The organism is Citrobacter sp. Cf136, assembly GCF_030333815.1.
Classification (GTDB): domain Bacteria; phylum Pseudomonadota; class Gammaproteobacteria; order Enterobacterales; family Enterobacteriaceae; genus Citrobacter; species Citrobacter freundii.
The window spans coordinates 892,094-912,135 of sequence record NZ_JAOWFE010000037.1; the positions used below are offsets into that span (position 1 = coordinate 892,094).

Genomic DNA, 20,042 nt, shown 5'->3' on the forward strand with positions numbered 1-20,042 from the left:
ATATTTCTGTCACACTCTGTTGTGATTGATAACAACAAGAGGTCGTAGGGATGAATAAATCGTTAATCGCCGCCGCTGTGGCAGGGGCTGTATTACTGTCCAACGCCGCGCAGGCGCAGACCGCGCCGGAAGGGTATCAGCTTCAACAAGTATTGATGATGAGTCGGCATAACTTACGTGCACCTTTAGCCAATAATGGCAGCGTTCTTGAACAGTCCACCCCCAAGGAATGGCCAGAATGGGATGTCCCCGGCGGACAACTCACTACTAAAGGCGGTGTGCTGGAAATCTATATGGGCCACTACATGCGAGAGTGGCTGGCAGAGCAGGGGATGGTGAAATCGGGCGAATGTCCGGCACCGGATACGGTGTATACCTATGCTAACAGTCTGCAGCGTACGGTTGCTACGGCGCAGTTCTTTGTCACCGGTGCTTTCCCAGGTTGCGATGTTCTGGTCCATCATCAGGAAAAAATGGGCACCATGGATCCCACCTTTAATCCGGTGATCACCGATGATTCCGCCACCTTCAGCCAGCAGGCCGTTCAGGCCATGGAGAAAGAGCGAAGTAAAATGCAGCTCAACGATAGCTATCAGTTGCTTGAGCAAATGACCGACTACAAAGACTCTCCATCCTGTAAAGAAAAACAGCAGTGTTCCCTGACCGATGCCAAAGATACGTTCAGCGCGAAATACCAGCAGGAGCCAGGCGTATCGGGGCCGCTGAAGGTGGGGAATTCGCTGGTCGATGCCTTCACGCTGCAGTATTACGAAGGCTTCCCGATGGACAAGGTTGCCTGGGGCGAGATTAAATCGGATCAGCAGTGGAAGGTTCTGTCGAAGCTGAAAAATGGCTATCAGGACAGCCTGTTCACCTCCCCGGAAGTGGCGCAGAACGTCGCCAAACCTCTGGTGAAATATATTGATAATGCGCTGGTTACGGAACGCGCGAAAGCACCGAAAATAACCGTGCTGGTGGGACATGACTCAAACATCGCTTCGCTGCTCACCGCGCTGGATTTCAAACCATACCAGCTTCACGATCAGAACGAGCGTACGCCGATTGGCGGGAAGATTGTCTTCCAGCGCTGGCATGACAGCAACGCAAATCGTGATCTGATGAAAATCGAGTATGTGTATCAGAGCTCGCAGCAGTTGCGTAATGCAGATGTTCTGACGCTGAAATCCCCGGCGCAGCGCGTAACGCTTGAGCTGAAAGGATGTCCGATAGATGCGGATGGTTTTTGCCCGATAGATAAGTTCGACAGCGTGCTGAATGAGGCGGCTAAATAAAAGAAAAACTCCCCCGTGTTCGCGGGGGAGTCTGAGCGCTAGACGTTTTTACGTTCGATAGTCTGTTCACCCCAAAAGAGCGAATCTTTGTCTGTTTTTTCAAAGGCTTTGATGAGTACCTCATCGCTACCTTCTTCCCAAATTTTTTCCGCCAGTTTCTCGTCATAATGTGCGACTTCAAAAATGGCTTCGGCTATTTCTGGCGATGTATTGCGCAGACTTGCCCATTCGCCGACGCGATGGGCTTTCGCTTCTTGAGTTGGCATTCGAATCCTCCTGTTGAAGATTAGCCGTTGAGTTTTACTGCCAGACCTGCGACATATTCACCCTGATAGCGGGCGATAGATAATTCTTCCTGACTTGGCTGGCGAGAGCCGTCGCCTCCGGCAATGGTGGTTGCACCGTAAGGGGTACCGCCGCGAACTTGAGAGACATCAAACAGCTCTTGCGCCGCGTAACCGATAGGCACAATCACCATCCCATGGTGGGCAAGCGTAGTCCAGGTTGAGGTAATGGTTTGTTCCTGACCGCCGCCGGTTCCCGTTGAGCTGAATACGCTGGCGAGTTTGCCGTACAGAGCACCAGAGGCCCACAGCCCGCCAGTCTGATCGAGGAAGGTGCGCATCTGACCGGACATATTGCCAAAGCGCGTGGGGGTACCAAAAATGATGGCGTCGTAATCAGCCAGTTCTTGCGGGGTTGCGACTGGTGCGTTTTGTGTTTTGCCGCCAGCCTTAAGGAAAATCTCAGGCTGCATGGTCTCTGGTACGCGCTTAATAATCACTTCCGCGCCATCTACCTTATTTGCGCCTTCTGCGACTGCATGGGCCATAGTTTCAATGTGTCCGTACATGGAATAATAAAGCACCAGAACTTTTGCCATTTTACACTACTCCTCGAGTTAACCGTGTCCGTAGCGACTCGCTACCTACCTTTAAAGATATGACGTACTGCCAGGAGTGCAAATTTCACAATCACTTCTTTGATTTATAACAATTTTTATAACAATCTGCTTTGTAGCAAAATGATACATATTTAACTGGGTTGAATTCGTTAGTCATAAGAAAGACTTATTGATTTCTTAGGGTGATTATTTCTTTGGCACTCCTGATCCTGTTGCAGGATATTACAGTTAGCGTCTGCCCAGTCCACGCTTCACTATGCTTAATCCCACGCAGTTATTTTCAGGGCCTCGCCCTTCACGCTGCGTGAGGTATCACTCCTCAGTACCTATGCAATATGATGTCTAATCAATGACGGAGGTCAGTAATGGCAAACCATCGGGGCGGTTCCGGCAACTTTGCGGAAGACCGCGAAAGAGCATCAGAAGCAGGTCGAAAAGGTGGCCAGCACAGCGGGGGCAACTTTAAGAATGACCCGCAACGCGCTTCAGAGGCAGGCAAAAAAGGGGGCAAAAATAGCCACGGCAACAACAAATCGTAATTGTCGGGCTATCTGTCAGATATATCGTGACGGCTGAGCGTCAGAGACAGACGTTACGTAGCCACCGCCGCCGGATCCTTCCGGCGGTTTTTTTTGTCTGCAAGGTTGAACTGTAACAAAACGCAACGCAGACTAATGACATTCAGTTAATCGGGTGTCTCATGTCATTACTCTCTCGTTATTCCTTTTCTGTTAAACCTCAGGAAGCGATCCTCATTGTGATCACCATGTTCTGGGGTGGCACGTTTCTGGCGGTGCAATATGCCGTTACCCTAAGCGGGCCTTTTTTCTTTGTCGGTGTGCGTTTTGCCACTGCCGCGCTGGCGGTCGCGATTTTGTCGTTACACACACTGCATAAGCTGACATGGCTGGAAGTCAAAGCAGGGGTTGCAATCGGTATCGCCATTGCGCTGGGTTATAGCCTGCAAACCTGGGGGCTACAGTTTATTCCCAGCAGTAAATCTGCATTTATTACCGCGATGTACGTTCCGTTGGTACCGCTTTTACAATGGCTGTGTCTGGGGCGCATGCCTGGACTGATGCCGTGCGTCGGTATTGTACTGGCCTTTATCGGATTGATTTTTCTTGCCGGACCGGGAGGTAATTTACTGGCTTTAGGCGAAGGCGAGTGGATCACGCTCGCTGGTGCGGTGGCGATTGCGGCAGAAATTATCCTGATTAGCGCGTGGGCGGGAAAAGTGGATGTACGGCGGGTAACGGTAGTGCAACTGGCAACTGCTTCGATAGTGGCGTTTATTGCGATGGGACCAGCCGGAGAGACCGTACCGCCAATGTCTACCGGATTGCTGGTGGTGGCGCTGGGGCTGGGGATTTTCAGCGCGATTATTCAGGTCACCATGAACTGGGCGCAGCGTAGCGTTTCGCCGACGCGCGCGACGGTTATTTATACCGGTGAGCCAGTGTGGGCGGGGATCTTTGGCCGTCTGGCGGGTGAACGCTTACCGCTACTTGCATTGCTTGGTGCGGCATTCATTATTGTTGGCGTGCTGGTCAGCGAGCTGAAGTTCAAAAAGAAAAAAGCGCAGCCGCAAGAGGCGCCTCCGGAATCGCTTTAATTTAACCATTCACCGCGTGATTTGGTATGCTGACGCCCTCACAAGAAGGAGAGGGCGCATGGTCCAACGCGCAGAGAAAAAAACAGGTAAGCGTTCGCAGGCCGTCAGTGCAAAACGCCAGGCCATATTAACCGCGGCATTAAATATCTTCTCCCAATATGGGATCCACGGCACGCGCCTGGAGCAGGTGGCAGAGCAGGCGGGTGTGTCAAAAACCAATTTACTTTATTACTACCCGTCAAAAGAGGTGCTTTATATCGCCGTTTTACGGCAGATCCTCGACATCTGGCTGGCTCCATTGAAAGCTTTTCGCGAAGACTTTGCGCCGCTGGTGGCCATTAAAGAATACATTCGCCTTAAGCTGGAAGTGTCGCGCGATTACCCTCAGGCATCACGGCTGTTTTGTATGGAGATGCTGGCCGGAGCGCCTTTATTGATGGCAGAATTGGAGGGGGATCTCAAAACGCTAATTGATGAGAAATCCGCGCTGATTGCCGGTTGGATCAAAAGCGGAAAACTGGCTCCGGTCGATCCGCATCATCTGATTTTTATGATTTGGGCTTCAACTCAGCACTACGCCGACTTTGCCCCACAGGTAGAGGCGGTGACAGGCGCAACGCTGCGTGATGAAGCCTTTTTTAACCAAACGGTCGAGAGCGTACAGCGGATGATTATTGAAGGGATCCGCGTGCGTTAACTGGCCGGTGGTAGCGGGCAGCTTAAATCGCCTTCTTCACACTGCAAGAGCGAGGCGAGAAACGCTTCGCGCTCGTTGGTCTTATCCGTCAGGCACTGGCTGGTAATCATCGCCTGAACGCTACCGCCTTCGGTGCCAGAACTGAGTAATGCACAGTCCGCATCGCGCAAAGTTATCCAGGATATTTGCGCTTTTTTCAGTAAATCGCGCTGGGTTGGAGCGGCGCGCTTCAGCGCATTCTGATAAGTTTCATTAAGTTTGGCGTCGGCCGCCTTATACTGCTCTGCCGCACAGGTGTTCATCTCAATCTGCGTGTTCGCGTTGGCGCAGTCATCCGCCAGCGCCTGGCCGCTCAGCAGCAGCGCTGCACATGTCAGTACGATTCGTTTCATGCTTCCCTCTGGCTTCATAAAAAAAGGCCCCGTTACCGGAGCCTTAATTAACCACAACCTTAGCCGATTGTCATCAGGCTGGCGTTCCCGCCAGCTGCGGCGGTGTTGACGCTCAGGGAGCGTTCAATGTACAGCCTCTCCAGCAGAATATTGCTCTCGCCACGGGCAAAGCCCTGGACCGACACAATCGCCCCTTCGCGGGCCGCCACTGCTTCACACAGTGCGCGAAGCTGATCGGAATCGCCGTGGAAAATAACGGCATCAAACGGCTGCGTGGCGATGTTGTCCGCTTTAGCAAATTGAATGCGCCCGGAGACCGCGGCTGGCAGGCGTTTTGCCAGGTCGCGATGGAACGTATCATCTGGCCACAGGATTAAGCTACCAACGGAAGTTACAGCGGCAACCTGGACCAGTGCGTCCTGTTCATCATCGGCGATACATAGAACGCGTTCACGCGGCAACAGCGTCCAGGTATTGCGCTCGCCGGTGGGTCCTGGCAGCAGGCGTTGCGTTCCGGCCTGCGCCAGTTCGCCAAACTGCTGGCAGAGCGTACGCAGTGCTGGACGGTCGGTTGCCCATTCGCTGAGCGCTTCCAGCGGTTGAACGAGTGCGGCTTTAAGCTGCGTATCGACCGGGTAGTCTGCATCCTGGCGGGCAAGGGTAATGCCTAACGCATTTTCCGGACGGTTTGCCAGCAGGCGGTACAGATACAGCGGCCCACCCGCTTTTGGCCCGGTTCCTGACAAGCCTTCGCCACCGAATGGTTGCACTCCGACGACGGCGCCGACCATATTGCGGTTAACATACAGGTTCCCCACATGTGCTGAGCCCGTGACCTGGGCAATGGTTTCGTCGATACGCGTGTGTACGCCCAGCGTCAGACCGTAGCCGGATGCATTAATTTGCTCAATCAGGCTGCCCAGATTATTACGGGTGTAACGCACGACGTGCAGTACCGGACCAAACACCTCTTTTTGCAATTCATCGAAGCTTTCCAGCTCAATAAGTGTCGGGGCGATAAAGGTACCGGTTTGCCATTCCCGCGCATCGTCGCTATTTTCGCGCACGGCCTGGAACACCGGACGCCCTTTGGCGCGCATGGCCTGAATATGGCGCTCAATATTGGCTTTGGCTTCTTCATCGATAACCGGTCCAATATCGGTGGTCAGGCGGCCCGGGTTACCCATGCGGCATTCCGCCATCGCGCCGCGCAGCATTTTCAGCGTATGGTCGGCTACATCGTCCTGCAGACACAGGACGCGAAGCGCGGAGCAGCGCTGCCCGGCGCTGTCAAAGGCAGAAGCTAGGACGTCGACCACCACCTGTTCCGTCAGCGCGGAGGAGTCGACGATCATGGCGTTCATCCCGCCGGTTTCGGCGATAAGCGGGATTGGACGTCCCTGAGCATCCAGGCGGGTCGCGATATTGCGTTGCAACAGCGTGGCAACTTCCGTTGAGCCAGTAAACATGACGCCGCGTACGCGCTCATCGGAAGTGAGCTGCGCCCCGACCGTTTCGCCCTGACCAGGCAACAGTTGCACCACGCCTGGCGGTACACCTGCTTCGAGTAAAATGGCAATACCCTGGGCGGCAATCAGCGGGGTTTGTTCCGCGGGTTTTGCCAGCACGCTGTTGCCCGCCGCCAGCGCGGCGGCAATCTGCCCGGAGAAAATAGCCAGCGGGAAGTTCCAGGGGCTGATACAGACTACCGGCCCTAACGGACGATGGGTTTCATTATCGAAGTCATCGCGGACCTGGCCGGCATAATAGTGCAGGAAGTCTACCGCTTCGCGCACTTCCGCAATGGCGTTGCTGAAGGTTTTACCCGCTTCGCGCACCAGAATGCCAATCAATTGCTGCATCTGGCCTTCCATCAGAACGGCGGCGCGATGCAAAATAGCGGCACGCTCTTGTGGCGGTGTGGCGAACCAGATCGGCGCGTTATTTACCGCATTCTGCAATGCCTGTTGCACTTCGCTGTGAGTCGCTTCTCGCACGTAACCGACAATGTCTTTCGGTTCGGCCGGGTTGACGACTGGCGTCATTTCACCGTCAGCAACCGGATGTTCGAGTATTGGCTTAGCGTGCCATTTTTGCAGCGCACTGTTGAGCAGGGCGGAGGAAAGTGAGGCCAGACGATGTTCGTTAGCTAAATCCAGCCCGCCTGAGTTTTCGCGGCCTTTACCGTACAGGTCACGCGGCAGGGCAATCTTCGGATGTGGCAGACCAGCCTGGCCTTCCTGCTGCGCCAGTTTTTCAACGGCTTCGACCGGGCAGGCTACCAGTTCATCCAGCGGCAGGGTAGTGTCTGCAATGCGGTTGACGAATGAAGTGTTGGCGCCGTTTTCCAGCAGACGACGTACCAGATACGCAAGCAGCGTTTCATGCGTGCCTACCGGTGCATAAATGCGGCATGGACGGTTCAGTTTGCCATCGGCAACTTTACCGGTGACCTGCTCATATAGCGGTTCGCCCATACCGTGCAGGCACTGGAACTCGTACTGACCCGGATAGTAGTTTTGACCGGCTAACTGATAAATCGCCGCCAACGTATGGGCGTTGTGGGTGGCGAACTGCGGGTAGATCAGATTCGGTACCGCAAGCAGTTTTTTCGCACAGGCCAGATAGGAAACGTCGGTGTACACCTTACGGGTATAGACCGGATAACCTTCCAGACCGTCCATTTGCGCACGTTTGATTTCGCTATCCCAGTAGGCGCCCTTAACCAGGCGGATCATCAGGCGACGGCGGCTGCGCGTCGCGAGGTCAATCAGGTAGTCGATAACATACGGGCAGCGCTTCTGGTAGGCTTGAATAACAAAGCCGATACCGTTCCAGCCCGCCAGTTCAGGTTCAAAACACAGTTTTTCCAGCAGATCGAGGGAGATCTCCAGTCGGTCTGCCTCTTCAGCATCGATATTGATACCGATGTCGTACTGGCGGGCCAGCAGAGTAAGCGACTTCAGACGCGGATAGAGTTCATCCATCACGCGGTCGTACTGTGCGCGGCTATAACGCGGATGCAACGCCGACAGCTTGATAGAAATGCCCGGCCCTTCATAAATGCCGCGACCATTTGAGGCTTTACCAATGGCGTGGATTGCCTGTTGGTACGAAACCATATAAGCCTGGGCATCAGCGGCAGTTAGAGCCGCTTCACCCAGCATGTCATAAGAGTAGCGGAAACCTTTTTCTTCCAGTTTACGCGCGTTAGCCAGCGCTTCGGCGATAGTCTCTCCGGTGACGAACTGCTCGCCCATCAAGCGCATTGCCATGTCGACGCCTTTACGCACCAGTGGTTCACCGCTCTTGCCGATAATACGGTTGAGTGAGCGTGAAAGGCTGGCTTCATTATGCGTAGAAACCAGACGACCGGTAAACAACAGCCCCCAGGTCGCTGCGTTGACGAAAAGTGACGGACTGCGTCCAATGTGCGACTGCCAGTTGCCGTTGCTGATTTTGTCGCGGATTAACGCATCGCGGGTTGCCTTATCAGGAATACGCAGCAAGGCTTCCGCCAGACACATCAGCGCGACGCCTTCTTGTGAAGAAAGGGAGAATTCCTGCAATAAACCTTGTACCATCCCGGCGCGGCCGCTGGCGGTCTTCTGGTTACGCAGTTTGTCGGCCAGGCTGTACGCCAGCTTGTGCGCTTGCTCAGCGATGGGTTGCGGCAGACGAGCCTGCTCCATCAGCATCGGCACTGCATCGGTTTCGGCGCGGCGGTACGCGGCGGTGATTGCTGCGCGGGAAACTGACTGCGGCAGGATCTGTTCGGCAAATTCCAGGAAAGGCTGATGCGCTTCATTCTGCGGCGTGGTTGACTCCTCACCCTCATTCGCGGCACCCGCCAGCAGGGCCGGTAGTTCAGGAAGCGCGTCGTCATTTTCCAGTCTTTCGAGATAATTAAAGATGGCTTGTTTGATCAGCCAATGTGGCGTGCGATCGATTCGTGATGCTGCTGTTTTAATACGCTCGCGAGTGGCGTCATCCAGCTTAACCCCCATCGTGGTGGTTCCCATGCCGTTTACTCCTGTTGTACTGAAATACGGGTCTGATAGTTACCGAGAAATATCTACTATGTTGCAACTTTGTGCAACCGTGTTAAATGTGACTTGGTTTGCAAGCTTGGAAATGAATGAGATGTTAATAAATATGAGTCTTATGATGTGGGCTGTAAAAATTACAGAATCTTTTTCTCTGCGGTAGTTAACACTTTTAAAAGGTGCAACCGAAAAAAATGTGAGAGAGTGCAACCTACAGAAAAATGCTATCTACTCTGGATCAAATTTGATGTAAATGATGTGTTAAATCGATTGTGAATAACCATCGCTTCCGGCAGGATACGGTCGCCCTGGTCAACATAGATATCTTTGCCACGTTCCGGCAGGGTAATAAAACGGCAAGCCACGGCATTGCTGATACATAATTTTGGAGAGTTTTGATGGCTATTAGCACACCGATGTTAGTGACATTCTGTGTCTATATTTTCGGCATGATATTGATAGGGTTTATTGCATGGCGTTCAACCAAAAACTTTGACGATTACATTCTGGGGGGACGCAGTCTGGGTCCGTTCGTGACCGCGTTATCTGCTGGGGCATCTGACATGAGCGGCTGGTTGCTGATGGGTCTGCCTGGCGCAATTTTCCTGTCGGGCATTTCAGAAAGCTGGATCGCCATCGGCCTTATTTTGGGCGCCTGGATCAACTGGAAGCTGGTGGCCGGACGTTTACGCGTACACACCGAATACAATAACAATGCGCTGACGTTACCGGATTACTTTACCGGTCGCTTTGAAGATAAAAGCCGAATTCTACGGATTATCTCCGCGCTGGTTATTCTGCTGTTTTTCACCATCTATTGTGCTTCAGGGATTGTGGCAGGGGCGCGTCTGTTTGAAAGCACCTTTGGCATGAGCTACGAAACAGCACTGTGGGCGGGCGCGGCCGCGACGATCATCTATACCTTTATTGGTGGTTTCCTGGCTGTTAGCTGGACCGATACCGTCCAGGCCAGCCTGATGATCTTTGCTCTGGTCCTGACACCGGTGATGGTAGTCATTGGCGTGGGTGGATTCGACGATTCGCTGGAAGTGATTAAACAAAAGAGCATTGAGAACGTGGACATGTTCAAAGGGCTGAATTTTGTTGCCATCATTTCCCTGATGGGCTGGGGTCTCGGCTACTTTGGTCAGCCGCATATTCTGGCGCGCTTTATGGCTGCAGATTCCCACCATAGCATCGTTCATGCTCGCCGCATTAGCATGGCCTGGATGATCCTGTGTCTGGCAGGTGCCGTGGCTGTGGGCTTCTTTGGTATTGCTTACTTTAACAACAACCCACAGCTTGCTGGTGCCGTTAACCAGAACGCCGAGCGTGTGTTTATTGAACTGGCGCAAATCCTGTTTAACCCGTGGATTGCCGGTATCCTGCTGTCTGCGATCCTCGCTGCGGTTATGTCGACCCTGAGCTGCCAGCTGCTGGTGTGCTCCAGCGCAATCACCGAAGACTTGTACAAAGCATTCCTGCGTAAAAATGCCAGCCAGAAAGAGCTGGTATGGATTGGCCGCATCATGGTGCTGGTCGTGGCGCTGGTGTCTATCGCGCTGGCGGCGAACCCGGAGAACCGCGTGCTGGGCCTGGTAAGCTACGCCTGGGCGGGCTTCGGCGCGGCGTTTGGCCCGGTGGTTCTGTTCTCGGTAATGTGGTCGCGTATGACCCGCAACGGCGCGCTGGCAGGGATGATCATCGGTGCGGTAACGGTAATCGTCTGGAAGCAGTTCGCCTGGCTGGGTCTGTATGAAATCATCCCGGGCTTTGTTTTCGGCAGCATCGGTATTGTGGTCTTCAGCCTGTTGGGTAAAGCTCCTTCAACTGCTATGCAGCAACGTTTTGCCGAGGCTGACGCGCATTATCACTCAGCTCCGCCATCGCGTTTACAGGCAGAATAATTTATCTCCTGTCCCTGAAGCCCGCCGTGCGCGGGCTTTTTATTGCGCCCCCGCAAACCTGCATAACCATTACCCGCCTAACTGTTTACATTAAGTCATCATTCTCAAAACATTCTGCTTGAGTTTTTCTTTGCTGTAATGATAATCACTATCACTGTAATTTACTTTTCTTTTCATCAATTGACCGAGAATAACGTTTAAGGGTTCTTCGCATGTTTGTTCCATTTCTAATTATGTTGCGCGAAGGGTTAGAGGCCGCGCTGATTGTCAGCCTGATTGCCAGCTACCTGAAACGGACTCAGCGTGGTCGATGGATTGGTGTGATGTGGATTGGTGTTCTGCTGGCGGCGGCATTATGCCTGGCGTTAGGGATTTTCATCAACGAAACCACCGGTGAATTTCCGCAAAAAGAACAGGAGCTGTTTGAAGGCATCGTGGCGGTCATTGCCGTGGTGATCCTCACCTGGATGGTGTTCTGGATGCGTAAAGTTTCCCGCAACGTCAAAGTCCAGCTTGAACAGGCTGTCGATAACGCGTTGCAACGCGGTAATCATCACGGCTGGGCGCTGGTGATGATGGTCTTTTTTGCTGTTGCGCGAGAAGGGCTGGAATCGGTGTTCTTCCTGCTGGCGGCATTCCAGCAGGATGTAGGCATCTGGCCGCCGTTAGGCGCGATGCTGGGACTGGCTACCGCAGTGGTACTGGGATACCTGATTTACCTCGGCGGCATTCGCCTCAACCTCGGGGCATTCTTTAAATGGACCAGCCTGTTCATTTTGCTGGTAGCTGCCGGTCTTGCCGCTGGGGCGATCCGCGCTTTCCACGAAGCCGGGTTGTGGAATCATTTTCAGGATGTGGCGTTTGACCTGAGCAGTGTGCTGTCGACGCATTCGCTGTTTGGCACATTGATGGAAGGCATTTTCGGCTATCAGGAAGCGCCAAGCGTCAGTGAAGTCGCTGTCTGGTTTATCTACCTGATTCCGGCGTTGATTATGTTTGCACTACCGCCGCGTTCAGGCACTACGGCATCGCGTACCGCACCTTGATAAAAACGCGATGCAGAATACTTTTTAGTTACAACATACTTATTTATAGGGATAGGTTATGACGTTTAATTTTCGCCGTAGTGCGCTGCAGTTGGGTATTGCCGCGCTGTTTGCATCCGCTTTTTCTGCACAAGCCGCCGATATTCCGCAGGTGAAAGTCACGGTTAACGACAAACAGTGTGAACCGATGACGATCACGGTTAACGCCGGGAAAACGCAGTTCATCATCCAGAACCACAGCCAGAAAGCGCTGGAGTGGGAAATTCTTAAAGGCGTTATGGTGGTTGAAGAGCGCGAAAACATTGCACCAGGTTTTAGCCAGAAAATGACCGCTAACCTGCAGCCTGGCGAATATGATATGACCTGCGGTCTGTTGACTAACCCGAAAGGCAAACTGATCGTAAAAGGCAGCGCAACGGCGGATGCCGCACAGAGCGATGCTCTGCTGAGTCTGAGCGGCGCGATTACCGAATATAAAGCTTATGTGACAGCTGAAACCGCGCAGTTGGTTGCGGGCACTAAAGCCTTCACTGATGCGATTAAAGCAGGCGATCTGGAAAAAGCGAAATCCCTGTATGCGCCAACCCGTCAGCATTATGAGCGTATTGAACCGATTGCTGAACTGTTCTCCGATCTCGACGGCAGCATCGATGCGCGTGAAGATGATTATGAGCAAAAAGCCGCCGATCCTAAATTCACCGGCTTCCACCGCCTGGAGAAAGCGCTGTTTGGCGACAATACCACCAAAGGTATGGATCAGTACGCCGACCAATTAAATAGCGATGTTCTTGACCTGCAAACGCGTATCAGCGAGCTGGCTTTCCCACCGTCTAAAGTTGTTGGCGGGGCAGCAGGACTGATTGAAGAAGTTGCTGCCAGCAAAATCAGTGGGGAAGAAGATCGCTACAGCCATACCGATCTGTGGGATTTCCAGGCCAACGTCGATGGCGCGCAGAAAATTGTCGATCTCCTGCGTCCTCAGTTGCAAAAATCCAATGCTGAGCTGCTGGCGAAGGTGGATGCGAACTTCAAAAAGGTCGATACCATTCTGAGCAAGTACCGTACCAAAGACGGTTTTGAAACCTATGACAAACTGACTGATGCCGATCGTAATGCGCTGAAAGGGCCGATCACGACGCTGGCGGAAGACTTGTCGCAATTACGCGGTGTTCTGGGTCTGGATTAAGCACTATGCAGCAAGATAATGAAAACGGCGTGAGCGAACCGTCACGCCGACGTTTACTGAAAGGGATGGGCGCCCTGGGTGGGGCGCTGGCGCTGGCGGGTGGGTGTCCGGTTGCCCACGCGCAAAAACCACAAAGCGCGCCGGGAACGCTGTCTCCGGATGCGCGTAGTGAAACGCAGCCGTTTTATGGTCAGCATCAGGCGGGGATCCTGACGCCGCAGCAGGCATCAATGATGCTGGTGGCATTCGATGTTCTCGCCAGCGATAAGGCCGATCTTGAGCGTTTATTCCGGTTGTTGACTAGCCGATTTGCGTTTCTGACCACCGGTGGACCGGCACCGGATACGCCCAATCCGCGTCTCCCTCCTATGGATTCAGGTATCCTCGGCGCTTACATTGCGCCAGACAACCTGACGATGACGTTGTCGGTTGGTTCATCGTTGTTCGATGAACGTTATGGCCTGAAACCGCAGATGCCGAAAAAGCTGCAAAAAATGACCCGCTTCCCGAATGATTCGCTGGATGCGGCGCTGTGCCATGGCGATTTGCTGCTGCAGATTTGTGCCAACACCCAGGACACTGTCATCCACGCGTTGCGCGATATCATTAAACATACGCCCGATCTCCTCAGCGTGCGCTGGAAACGTGAAGGGTTTATTTCTGACCACGCAGCGCGCAGCAAAGGCAAAGAGACCCCGGTCAACCTGCTTGGCTTTAAAGACGGCACCGCGAATCCGGACGCTACGGATGCGAAGTTGATGCAAGACGTGGTGTGGGTGACGGATGGGCAGGACGAACCTGCCTGGGCGCAAGGTGGCAGTTATCAGGCCGTCAGGCTCATTCAGTTCCGCGTTGAGTTCTGGGATCGTACGCCGCTGAAAGAGCAGCAAACGATTTTTGGTCGTGATAAACACACCGGCGCGCCGCTGGGCATGCAGCATGAGCATGATGTGCCTGACTATGCCAGTGATCCTGAAGGTGAGGTGATTGCACTCGACAGTCATATCCGCCTGGCAAACCCGCGCACGAAAGAGACCGACTCGAGCCTGATGATGCGTCGTGGCTACAGTTATTCGCTCGGTGTGACTAATTCTGGTCAACTGGATATGGGGCTGTTGTTTGTTTGCTATCAACACGATCTGGAAAAAGGATTTTTGGCGGTGCAGAAACGTCTGAATGGTGAAGCGCTCGAAGAGTATGTCAAACCGATTGGTGGGGGATATTTCTTTGCTTTGCCGGGTGTTAAAACTGCAGACAATTATCTGGGACAGTCTCTGCTCGAAGCCTGATGATTATGCCCCGCAGTACAGCGGGGTTTTTCCTGACATCTTGATGAAGGAACAAACTATTTTTTATGATCGGTATGCGACTGAAATAATTCTGTCATCTCTCTGCAAGAGACTGTCTCTGGTGATAAGATAGAATTTAAGTTAACAATAAGTAAAAATATTGTTGCATTAGCGAAAGGTTATGATGTAATTATAAGTAATAGCGGTAGTTCCCGGCGGTGATAGTCATTCACTATGGAGATCGCGAATGGAAAAGTCCTGTACTGGACACGTTTTTCACAGTAACAGCAGTACCTTACGCGGACGTTTCTCTTCCGGTAGCCACCTCGTCACCGCTAAATCTCTCTCTCATTCACTTCTTATCCTTGTTACTGACGCCCTGTACGGTGCGCGTAGCCGTGTGTGGCGTCTTATCCGAAAGCAAGCAATGGCTTACAAGGAAGCCAACCCTCAGATGTTCGTGCGCATAATCGTGCCGCCAACGGCACGTGTGATGTATACCTACAACTCAAGGTGCTATCCATGGGAAGACAAAAAGCAGTGATCAAAGCTCGTCGTGAAGCAAAACGTGTGCTGAGGCGGGATTCGCGTAGCCATAAGCAACGTGAAGATGAATCGGTCACCTCGCTTGTGCAGATGGGCGGCGTAGAAGCGATCGGTATGGCGCGTGACAGTCGCGACGCCACGCCAATCACGGCGCGGAATGAAGCTCAGGCGCACTACCTGAATGCTATCGAGAGTAAACAGCTGATCTTCGCCACCGGTGAAGCCGGGTGTGGTAAAACCTGGATCAGCGCGGCAAAAGCTGCAGAGGCTCTGATCCACAAAGACGTGGACCGGATCATTGTAACCCGTCCAGTTCTGCAAGCTGATGAAGACCTCGGCTTCTTACCTGGAGATGTTTCCGAGAAGTTCGCTCCTTATTTTCGCCCCGTGTATGACGTGCTGGTGAAACGGCTGGGAGCCTCCTTCATGCAATATTGCCTGCGACCTGAGATTGGTAAGGTGGAAATCGCGCCGTTCGCCTATATGCGTGGACGTACATTTGAAAATGCAGTGGTGATTCTTGACGAGGCTCAGAACGTCACTGCTGCGCAAATGAAGATGTTTTTAACCCGCCTCGGGGAGAATGTGACGGTGATTGTGAATGGGGATGTGACCCAGTGCGATCTACCTGCGCACGTTCGCTCAGGGCTAAGTGATGCGCTGGCCCGTTTCGAAGAAGATGATATGGTTGGGATTGTTCGTTTCAATAAAGACGATTGCGTCCGCTCGGCGCTCTGTCAGCGGACGCTCAACGCTTACAACTGATAAGTACTCCGTCTTCAAGGCCCGGGAAACCGGGCTTTGTTATTTGTGTGTTGTTAAGTAAATTTTAGAAATTGAAATAGTATGCTCTGATGAAATAGAACATCGAAAACGAGTAGAAACCAGGATATCTGAAGTCGAGGGGGAACCTTGCCTGACTTGAGATATGTCAAAAGTTTGATTTATGAACTGTGGAATAGAGAACACCTTATTTTAGACTCATGCGTTTATCCAGTGATGAATGCGTCTCGCGGATCAGCGACCCGTTGAGCTCACAGCACTCAGCGGACGTTCGTGTAATGGTTCGCCAACGCGGAACGATAGCTACGCTTTTATCGAGATGTCGCATTCATCAGCCAGTTTCTGAGCTGAGTTACGACATTATGTTACATCTGATTTTGCAGAAGAATCATGATTTCCTCATTAATATGATCCAACAGGTCATACCGTCTCCGGTATTCCGCGCGTTTTTTACTGGCAAGCTCATTAAATGACTTACGCTCTACATAAATTGGCAACTTATACCAATTACCGTATGGACGACCAGCAACTGATTCCCAAAAATCACTGTACAGGGCAACAAAGTATTTACGTTTCTTGTACCGGTATCGCCATTGCCTGAAAACATGGCTCTGTTCACTAACTGCTAAAATATTAGTGATATCACAGCAACGCATCAATGAACAAAGAACCTCAAAAACGATCCGCTTAGGGAATAGTCCATAGCAGGCTTTAGTAGCGTCACGAATAATGTCTGGGCCAATATTTTTTGGTGCCCCCTGCAGACCGCCAATAAATGCACAATGTCCTTTTTTTGACGGGATAACCGAGAAGGACAATCGGGCCACCGGGGTATTGTTAAAACTCAGAGATAACATCAGTTCTCCTTCACGATCAAAACCGCCTGAAGAACAGTGAATATCAAAATCCTCACCATTTTTTCCGATGAAATGGACCAATAGCACATCTCTGTCGGGTAATAATAACGCCTGGTGTTTCACTGGTAAACTCTGGACAAAACGGTAGTGACCAATAATGTTTTTCCTTCGATTCCATGCCAGCCCTCCTTTATGTAAATAGGGACGATGAATTTTGGCTGGTAACGTAGGTTGCATCTCCAGAATCTTATCAATTGATTTAAGGGAATGTAATTCTTGATAATACCGAATACTGGAGACAGGACTTATCATAGATCGTAAAAGATACATGAGTCGAAATTTTTTGTTCTTCCATTTGCTATGCAAAGGGCCACGTGCCAATAGAATTTGGTTAAAGAAACTTAGATATGATGTATTTTTCATAAGTATTCATTATTAATTCAGGGTGTTTAAATTTATTTACGTGCAAGGTGTAAATACTGGAATCTCTGACGCTGTTTTGTTAATGCGAAACATTTTGAAAATAAATTCATGTCTGACATGCCAGTTTTGTTGATAATCATTAGGCGCTCTCTCGTCCGCATATCCTGATGAAAACAAATTTTTTTTCATTCTACAGAGAAGAACATATATATTTGTTAAACAAAGTATACTTTACAAACATACCGATGTTCATTGAGTAAACTGGTAGGTTGACTTGTCAACCACATAACGAAGTAAATCATGTGATTCAGCGAGCCATGGGTGTTTGGAAAACGCACGACTTTGAACGTCAGGACAAATTTTGGACGATGACAGCTATCACAATTGGCTGTATTCCCGCGCAATACGCCGGTTTTCGTGGATTATTGTCAAATTGAATAACTTAAATTGGGATATACACATTCCTGACTTTCTTTCCAGATATAATGCCCAGTATATTTTTGGTAACCTTTTGTACTGAAAAGGAGTTTGCATTGTATGGTTATGAAACAGGCCCGCAAAACAATACCAAGGGGAACCTGATTCGCTGGCTGACGCACGAATAGGGTACTGCCGTTAAGAATATTTCCGGATACAGAGACTTTACCGATCGGCCGCAACATTCTCTGGTCACTCACGTTCTCAGAGAAATGCACTAGCTCGATGCCTGGTTGCAGTGCGGCAGTGTTCCGGGGGATTCACCGGTGATGAACAGTGCCAAGCTGTATAAAGGTATCGGAAAAATTTTTTTGTCCGGCTTTAACCATGAACATGCAGTCAACTGTCCTGTGTACCTAAATGACGTGGTAATCTTGAATAAACAAACTCGAGTTGTTTACTCATTCATACCTGAGCGCGTGTTCCAGGGAAACGAATAAGCGTACTGAGTTTTATATTCTGCATGTACATCACCGTAAAGTGCCTGCAGGATGATTACTTTCAGACCGTGGAGGATTACGTCGGTAATGATAGTAAAGACTCTCAAATATACATAGCAACAATCCAAACCATACCGCTGAAAAACAAAATAGCTCGGAGTAATTAATAACTTCTCCAAATATAAGTATGGCAATGAGAAATTGCAAAGATGGTTCTATATACTGAGCAAGACCTGTCACAATAAGAGATGTACGATTTAGCGCTACTGCAAATAACACTAACGGAATTACTGTAACGGGAGCGGTTAATATATAAAGGAACAGAGAGGTGTCAGATGATGTAGTTATACTCGAGCCAGTATAGATAAAGATGAAAAGAGCAACAGGTAGAGCCCAGAATGTTTCAAGCGTGATTGAGGTTATTGCATCGTAATGGATAAATTTTCGCGCCAGTCCGTACAATGCAAATGAAAACCCCATGATTAACGCTAGTGAAGGAAAACTGTTTGCGGAAATAATCTGATAGCCAAGACCACATACGCCGGATATTACTGCTATAAGTTGAAATAATGATGGTTTTTCTTTAAGAAAAATACAGCCAAGGCAAATGACAATAAGTGGGTTGATAAAATATCCCAGACTGGCGTCGAGTACCTTATGATTTGTTAATGCATAAATAAAAGCTGACCACGAAATTACCATTAGCAAGCCTGCTATCATGCAGGATATGAAGGAGGTTTTATCTTTCAGTAAATCGCGAAAAAACGTTCTCTTACGAAATAATAATCTTATTGGCAGTAATAGAGGTATAGACCAGAAAACTCTGTACATCAAAATTTCAGCGAGGGCTCCGCCAGATAGATATTGATAAAACAATGGGATCAGGCCCCATAATATAAATGCCAGAACAACAACTGCGGGTCCATTTCGCAGAAACTTTACCATTTATGTGTATCCTTGCTTGCCATACCGACATGTTCTTCTGAAGAGCATTGTCAACCCTTCACTCTGGCATGTACCTGCTCTTAAGAGAAACGTGTGCTGTTACAGTACTCAATCTCATTTACAGTCAGGGTGATATAAAAAACAAGGTGAAATTTATCATAATCGTATCTATAAAATGATGATAAAAATCAAGGGGAAGACTTCCGATTTGTATTGCGGGCTGGATCATCTTTCAGACGTCTGACGGGGAGTATTTGCCTTTCCCTGATTTCCTCGTCAATATCAAATAAGCACTCGTCGCAGAATTCTTTATCGAGTGAGAGCCACTGTTCAAAGACGCTCCTTTTCTTATTACACCGTGCGCATCTCTTCATCACATCATCCTTTATGCTATTTCCCTGCCGAGCTTCCAGGACAAAAGGTGTTCGCTCCTAAATAAGACAGGAATTAGATTTATAAACAATCAGTTAAATTCGTTTTAGAGATTGTGGCACAGGGACAATCATGCGGGATAATTCATTTTGCAGATCAATTTTTACGTAATCGATCGACGAAATCGATCGATGCTTACACCCCTGTATTACACACCATTCGTGATGCTGCCGGACTCACAACACCTGGCCAGCATTCCTTGCTTAAGCGCATCATTACCGGGTGCAATGCCGCGCTGGAATAAATTAAAGCGATGCTCCACCAGCTTGCTGATATCTCAGCACAACCGGGAGTATTGGCGGGCAAACTGCGCAGGACTAGGCAATGGGTGACGGCTTCCGCTGCTGGTTGCTTGAGAAAGAGTAAACCGCTATGAAGGTCATTACCTGCAATCTGGACCGGAGGATCTGGCGTGATTTGATGAAGAAATCCGGCATGATAAGTCTCATGCATGCCGCTACCAGCGATAAGTGGAGCAGAAACCTTGAGCGGGGCGATATCCCCGTCAGGCTGTGCAATATGCGAAAAAAAAGCCCGTACTTGCGTACGAGCTCTTCTTAAAATATGGCGGTGAGGCGGGGATTGACTCGCTTCGCTCGCCCTGCGGGCAGCCTGTTCGCTATGCTCTCAGTCTGTCCAACTGGCTGCGCCAGTAGTCGAACCCCGGTCCGGGCTTCTCATACCCGCCATGCTGTGTAACATACGAAAAAAAAGCCCGTACTTGCGTACGAGCTCTTCTTAAGATATGGCGGTGAGGCGGGGATT

Annotated in this window: 18 protein-coding genes; 11 read left to right on the plus strand and 7 right to left on the minus strand. The window is 50.7% G+C overall.

Annotation, left to right across the window (positions count from 1 at the left end; translation table 11 throughout):
• Positions 1–50: 50 nt before the first annotated feature.
• Positions 51–1,292 (plus strand): bifunctional glucose-1-phosphatase/inositol phosphatase, encoded by a 1,242-nt coding sequence (agp, locus tag OGV98_RS18035; protein WP_049002906.1) that lies wholly within the window; start codon positions 51–53, stop codon positions 1,290–1,292.
• A 38-nt stretch (positions 1,293–1,330) separates the two neighbouring features.
• Here agp and OGV98_RS18040 read toward each other — a convergent pair whose 3' ends face one another.
• Both OGV98_RS18040 and wrbA read right to left on the minus strand, forming a co-directional pair.
• Positions 1,331–1,558, minus strand: coding sequence for a YccJ family protein (locus OGV98_RS18040; protein WP_003036015.1), 228 nt, complete (start codon positions 1,556–1,558; stop codon positions 1,331–1,333).
• Positions 1,559–1,578: 20 nt separating this feature from the next.
• Complete coding sequence (gene wrbA, locus OGV98_RS18045) at positions 1,579–2,175, minus strand: NAD(P)H:quinone oxidoreductase (RefSeq protein ID WP_003036019.1); 597 nt, start codon at positions 2,173–2,175, stop codon at positions 1,579–1,581.
• 386 nt (positions 2,176–2,561) lie between these two features.
• Here wrbA and OGV98_RS18050 point away from each other — a divergent pair, with 386 nt between their 5' ends.
• From OGV98_RS18050 to rutR, 3 genes are all read left to right on the plus strand, one after another.
• Positions 2,562–2,735, plus strand: a complete 174-nt coding sequence (locus OGV98_RS18050; RefSeq protein WP_003036022.1) for a con-10 family general stress protein — start codon at positions 2,562–2,564, stop codon at positions 2,733–2,735.
• Between the two features lie 161 nt (positions 2,736–2,896).
• Positions 2,897–3,811: a DMT family transporter gene (locus tag OGV98_RS18055; RefSeq protein WP_003036024.1), complete on the plus strand. Its 915-nt coding sequence runs from the start codon at positions 2,897–2,899 to the stop codon at positions 3,809–3,811.
• A gap of 58 nt (positions 3,812–3,869) precedes the next feature.
• Positions 3,870–4,508 (plus strand): HTH-type transcriptional regulator RutR, encoded by a 639-nt coding sequence (rutR, locus tag OGV98_RS18060; RefSeq protein ID WP_003036026.1) that lies wholly within the window; start codon positions 3,870–3,872, stop codon positions 4,506–4,508.
• Here the strand turns inward: rutR and OGV98_RS18065 are convergent.
• Complete coding sequence (locus OGV98_RS18065) at positions 4,505–4,900, minus strand: lysozyme inhibitor LprI family protein (protein ID WP_003836811.1); 396 nt, start codon at positions 4,898–4,900, stop codon at positions 4,505–4,507. The two genes, rutR and OGV98_RS18065, sit on opposite strands and share 4 nt — an antisense overlap.
• 59 nt (positions 4,901–4,959) lie before the next feature.
• Positions 4,960–8,922, minus strand: a complete 3,963-nt coding sequence (gene putA, locus OGV98_RS18070; protein ID WP_202580625.1) for a trifunctional transcriptional regulator/proline dehydrogenase/L-glutamate gamma-semialdehyde dehydrogenase — start codon at positions 8,920–8,922, stop codon at positions 4,960–4,962.
• 422 nt (positions 8,923–9,344) lie between these two features.
• Between putA and putP the strand changes: the two genes are divergently transcribed.
• The 6 genes from putP (at position 9,345) to phoH (ending at position 15,685) form a co-directional block, all read left to right on the plus strand.
• Positions 9,345–10,853 carry a sodium/proline symporter PutP gene (gene putP, locus OGV98_RS18075; RefSeq protein WP_202580624.1) on the plus strand — a complete coding sequence of 503 codons (1,509 nt, stop codon included), beginning with the start codon at positions 9,345–9,347 and terminating at the stop codon, positions 10,851–10,853.
• A gap of 212 nt (positions 10,854–11,065) precedes the next feature.
• Entirely contained in the window at positions 11,066–11,899 is an 834-nt protein-coding gene (gene efeU / locus OGV98_RS18080) for an iron uptake transporter permease EfeU (RefSeq protein WP_003036041.1), read from the plus strand.
• A 58-nt stretch (positions 11,900–11,957) separates the two neighbouring features.
• Positions 11,958–13,085 (plus strand): iron uptake system protein EfeO, encoded by a 1,128-nt coding sequence (efeO, locus tag OGV98_RS18085; protein WP_003036044.1) that lies wholly within the window; start codon positions 11,958–11,960, stop codon positions 13,083–13,085.
• A gap of 5 nt (positions 13,086–13,090) precedes the next feature.
• Complete coding sequence (gene efeB, locus OGV98_RS18090) at positions 13,091–14,374, plus strand: iron uptake transporter deferrochelatase/peroxidase subunit (protein WP_044712478.1); 1,284 nt, start codon at positions 13,091–13,093, stop codon at positions 14,372–14,374.
• A 247-nt stretch (positions 14,375–14,621) separates the two neighbouring features.
• On the plus strand, positions 14,622–14,918 hold the full coding sequence (locus OGV98_RS18095) for a hypothetical protein (RefSeq protein WP_008320287.1): 297 nt from the start codon (positions 14,622–14,624) through the stop codon (positions 14,916–14,918).
• On the plus strand, positions 14,897–15,685 hold the full coding sequence (gene phoH / locus OGV98_RS18100; RefSeq protein ID WP_003036052.1) for a phosphate starvation-inducible protein PhoH: 789 nt from the start codon (positions 14,897–14,899) through the stop codon (positions 15,683–15,685). Before OGV98_RS18095 ends, phoH begins: the two co-directional genes overlap by 22 nt.
• 383 nt (positions 15,686–16,068) lie before the next feature.
• Here phoH and OGV98_RS18105 read toward each other — a convergent pair whose 3' ends face one another.
• The 3 genes from OGV98_RS18105 to OGV98_RS23555 all read right to left on the minus strand — a co-directional run bounded on the left by OGV98_RS18105 (position 16,069) and on the right by OGV98_RS23555 (position 19,730).
• Positions 16,069–16,983 carry a VirK/YbjX family protein gene (locus tag OGV98_RS18105; RefSeq protein WP_003846836.1) on the minus strand — a complete coding sequence of 305 codons (915 nt, stop codon included), beginning with the start codon at positions 16,981–16,983 and terminating at the stop codon, positions 16,069–16,071.
• A gap of 947 nt (positions 16,984–17,930) precedes the next feature.
• On the minus strand, positions 17,931–18,845 hold the full coding sequence (gene rarD, locus OGV98_RS18110) for an EamA family transporter RarD (protein ID WP_061548771.1): 915 nt from the start codon (positions 18,843–18,845) through the stop codon (positions 17,931–17,933).
• 567 nt (positions 18,846–19,412) lie between these two features.
• Entirely contained in the window at positions 19,413–19,730 is a 318-nt protein-coding gene (locus OGV98_RS23555; RefSeq protein ID WP_312036987.1) for a hypothetical protein, read from the minus strand.
• Here OGV98_RS23555 and OGV98_RS23560 point away from each other — a divergent pair.
• Entirely contained in the window at positions 19,713–19,838 is a 126-nt protein-coding gene (locus OGV98_RS23560; RefSeq protein WP_309295985.1) for a hypothetical protein, read from the plus strand. The genes OGV98_RS23555 and OGV98_RS23560 overlap by 18 nt on opposite strands.
• Positions 19,839–20,042 lie beyond the last annotated feature (204 nt).

Excerpts from the sequence above, each read along its gene's own strand:
- agp (WP_049002906.1), top strand. The coding sequence starts at position 51 with ATGAATAAATCGTTAATCGCCGCCGCTGTGGCAGGGGCTGTATTACTG.
- OGV98_RS18040 (WP_003036015.1), bottom strand. The coding sequence starts at position 1,558 with ATGCCAACTCAAGAAGCGAAAGCCCATCGCGTCGGCGAATGGGCAAGT.
- wrbA (WP_003036019.1), bottom strand. The coding sequence starts at position 2,175 with ATGGCAAAAGTTCTGGTGCTTTATTATTCCATGTACGGACACATTGAA.
- OGV98_RS18050 (WP_003036022.1), top strand. The coding sequence starts at position 2,562 with ATGGCAAACCATCGGGGCGGTTCCGGCAACTTTGCGGAAGACCGCGAA.
- OGV98_RS18055 (WP_003036024.1), top strand. The coding sequence starts at position 2,897 with ATGTCATTACTCTCTCGTTATTCCTTTTCTGTTAAACCTCAGGAAGCG.
- rutR (WP_003036026.1), top strand. The coding sequence starts at position 3,870 with ATGGTCCAACGCGCAGAGAAAAAAACAGGTAAGCGTTCGCAGGCCGTC.
- OGV98_RS18065 (WP_003836811.1), bottom strand. The coding sequence starts at position 4,900 with ATGAAACGAATCGTACTGACATGTGCAGCGCTGCTGCTGAGCGGCCAG.
- putA (WP_202580625.1), bottom strand. The coding sequence starts at position 8,922 with ATGGGAACCACCACGATGGGGGTTAAGCTGGATGACGCCACTCGCGAG.
- putP (WP_202580624.1), top strand. The coding sequence starts at position 9,345 with ATGGCTATTAGCACACCGATGTTAGTGACATTCTGTGTCTATATTTTC.
- efeU (WP_003036041.1), top strand. The coding sequence starts at position 11,066 with ATGTTTGTTCCATTTCTAATTATGTTGCGCGAAGGGTTAGAGGCCGCG.
- efeO (WP_003036044.1), top strand. The coding sequence starts at position 11,958 with ATGACGTTTAATTTTCGCCGTAGTGCGCTGCAGTTGGGTATTGCCGCG.
- efeB (WP_044712478.1), top strand. The coding sequence starts at position 13,091 with ATGCAGCAAGATAATGAAAACGGCGTGAGCGAACCGTCACGCCGACGT.
- OGV98_RS18095 (WP_008320287.1), top strand. The coding sequence starts at position 14,622 with ATGGAAAAGTCCTGTACTGGACACGTTTTTCACAGTAACAGCAGTACC.
- phoH (WP_003036052.1), top strand. The coding sequence starts at position 14,897 with ATGGGAAGACAAAAAGCAGTGATCAAAGCTCGTCGTGAAGCAAAACGT.
- OGV98_RS18105 (WP_003846836.1), bottom strand. The coding sequence starts at position 16,983 with ATGAAAAATACATCATATCTAAGTTTCTTTAACCAAATTCTATTGGCA.
- rarD (WP_061548771.1), bottom strand. The coding sequence starts at position 18,845 with ATGGTAAAGTTTCTGCGAAATGGACCCGCAGTTGTTGTTCTGGCATTT.
- OGV98_RS23560 (WP_309295985.1), top strand. The coding sequence starts at position 19,713 with ATGATAAGTCTCATGCATGCCGCTACCAGCGATAAGTGGAGCAGAAAC.
- OGV98_RS23555 (WP_312036987.1), bottom strand. The coding sequence starts at position 19,730 with ATGCATGAGACTTATCATGCCGGATTTCTTCATCAAATCACGCCAGAT.